General features: G+C 71.5%; 3 protein-coding genes. 2 read left to right on the forward strand and 1 reads right to left on the reverse strand.

What is annotated here, in order from left to right; genetic code table 11:
* Positions 1 to 379, forward strand: a 379-nt coding sequence (locus WA805_RS17290) for an amidase family protein (RefSeq protein ID WP_425242845.1), incomplete at its 5' end; no start/stop codon positions are given.
* On the opposite strand, the gene WA805_RS17295 is transcribed toward WA805_RS17290, so the two are convergent.
* A complete protein-coding gene (locus tag WA805_RS17295; protein ID WP_425242846.1) occupies positions 325 to 765 on the reverse strand; it encodes an N-acetyltransferase family protein in 441 nt (146 codons plus the stop codon). The two genes, WA805_RS17290 and WA805_RS17295, sit on opposite strands and share 55 nt — an antisense overlap.
* A 59-nt stretch (positions 766 to 824) precedes the next feature.
* Between WA805_RS17295 and argG the strand changes: the two genes are divergently transcribed.
* A complete protein-coding gene (argG, locus tag WA805_RS17300; RefSeq protein ID WP_422288629.1) occupies positions 825 to 2,273 on the forward strand; it encodes an argininosuccinate synthase in 1,449 nt (482 codons plus the stop codon).
* The last annotated feature ends 229 nt before the right edge of the window (positions 2,274 to 2,502 follow it).

Raw genomic sequence — 2,502 nt, forward strand, 5'->3', positions numbered from 1 at the left:
GGACAGGGACCGGCTGCGGGCGGCCCTGGCCCCGTTCTTCGACCGCCACGACGTGCTGGTGATGCCGACGCTGGCCCGGCCGTGCCCGCCCGCCCGGCGCTACGGCGAGCGGTCCTGGCTGCGCAGCGTGGCGATGTCGCTGATGTTCGCCCCGATGACCGGGGTGTGGAACCTGGCGGGTTTTCCTGCGGCATCGGTGCCGGCCGCCGGCGCCGGCCTGCCCGGCGCGGTGCAGCTCGTGGCCGCTCCCGGCGGTGAGCGGGCGCTGCTCGCGCTCGCCGCCCAGCTCGAGCGGGCACAGCCCTGGCCCAGGCACGCTCCCGGCTACAGCGGCAGCTTAAGGCCCTCGTGGGAGGCCTCGAAGCCGAGGGATTCATAGAACCTGATGGCGTCGGCGCGGCGCTTGTCCGAGGTCAGCTGGACAAGGCCGCAGCCGTCCTGGCGGGCCGCCTCGATCGCCCACCCGAGCATCGCCCGGCCCAGCCCCTGGCCCCGCCACGGCGCCGCGACCCGGACGCCCTCGATCTGCGCCCGGCGCATGCCGTGCCTGCTCAGCCCCGGCAGCACGGTCAGCTGAAAGGTGCCGGCGACCTGCCCGTCGACATCGGCGACGATCAGCCGGCTGCGCGGATCGGCGGCGATGTCGTCGAACGCGCTCTGGTACGCGTCGTCGACTCCGGTCTCCCGGCCGGCGCCGAGCTCATCGTCTGCCAGCAGCGCCACGATCCGCGCCAGCTCGTCGCGCCGCGCGTCCCTGAAGATCATCACGTAACCTCACCCTAGCGGGTTGCATGATCATGCAGTAGTATGCATATACTTTCAGTGTGTCTAAGGTGCTGAACTCTCTCCCTGTCGGTGAACGGGTCGGGATCGCCTTCTCCGGCGGCCTCGACACCTCGGTAGCGGTCGCGTGGATGCGCGAGAAGGGCGCCGTGCCGTACACCTACACCGCCGATATCGGCCAGTACGACGAGCCTGACATCGAGTCGGTGCCCGGGCGCGCGGCGGAGTACGGGGCGGAGCTGGCCCGCCTGGTCGACTGCCGTGAGGCGCTCGTCGAGGAAGGTCTCGCCGCGCTGGCCTGCGGCGCGTTCCACATCCGGTCCGGCGGCCGCGCCTACTTCAACACCACCCCGCTCGGGCGGGCGGTCACCGGCACCCTGCTGGTGCGCGCGATGCTCGAGGACGGCGTGCAGATCTGGGGAGACGGCTCCACCTTCAAGGGCAACGACATCGAGCGCTTCTACCGGTACGGCCTGCTGGCCAACCCGAGCCTGCGGATCTACAAGCCGTGGCTGGACGCCGACTTCGTCAGCGAACTCGGCGGCCGCAAGGAGATGTCCGAGTGGCTGCTCGACCGCGGCCTGCCGTACCGGGCGAGTACGGAGAAGGCGTACTCCACCGACGCGAACATCTGGGGCGCCACCCACGAAGCCAAGTCGCTCGAGCGCCTCGACGCGAGCATCGAGATCGTCGAGCCGATCATGGGCGTGCGGTCCTGGGACCCCGCGGTCGAGATACCCGCCGAGGACGTCGAGATCGGCTTCGAGCAGGGGCGGCCGGTGACGATCAACGGCAAGCCGTTCGGCTCGGCCGTGGACCTCGTTCAGGAGGCCAACGCGATCGGCGGCCGGCACGGCCTCGGCATGTCGGACCAGATCGAGAACCGGATCATCGAGGCCAAGAGCCGGGGCATCTACGAGGCGCCCGGCATGGCGCTGCTGCACGCGGCGTACGAGCGGCTGGTGAACGCCATCCACAACGAGGACACGATCGCCAGCTATCACAACGAGGGGCGGCGGCTCGGCAGGCTGCTCTACGAGGGCCGCTGGCTGGACCCGCAGGCGCTGATGCTGCGCGAGTCGCTGCAGCGCTGGGTCGGCACGGCGGTCACCGGCGAGGTGACGCTGCGGCTGCGCCGCGGCGAGGACTACTCCGTCCTTGGCACCACGGGACCGGCGTTCAGCTACCACCCGGACAAGCTGTCCATGGAGCGGACCGAGGCCCCCGCGTTCGGGCCCGCCGACCGGATCGGCCAGCTGACCATGCGCAACCTCGACATCGCCGACTCGCGGGCGAAGCTCGAGCAGTTCGTCGCGATCGGCATGATCGGCACCCCGCATCCGGCGTTTATCGGCGCGGCGCAGGCGGCCTCGACGGGGCTGATCGGTGCGCTGCCCGAGGGCGGCGCCGACGCGATCGCCGCCCGGGACAGGGAGGCCGACGCCGAAGAGATGCTCGACCGCGCCGCGATGGAGTCCGGCACCGACTGACCTGCCCCGGGCCGGCGACACGCACGGCCTTGTGCGCGTTTGCGATGTTGCGCCCGTTGCTGCTGTGTAGCATCTCGACCCGTGCGGCAGATTATCGCCAGGCATGACGCGGAGGCGGACACCTCACCCGGGGCCGGGCCACGCGGGAAGCGGCCGATTCCGTTGTCGCGCGCCGGGATCATCGGCGTCGCGGCGGCCTGCGCGGTGCTGGCGGCGGGCGGCCTCGCCG

The organism is Trebonia sp. (assembly GCF_049794275.1).
Lineage (GTDB): Bacteria > Actinomycetota > Actinomycetes > Streptosporangiales > Streptosporangiaceae > Trebonia.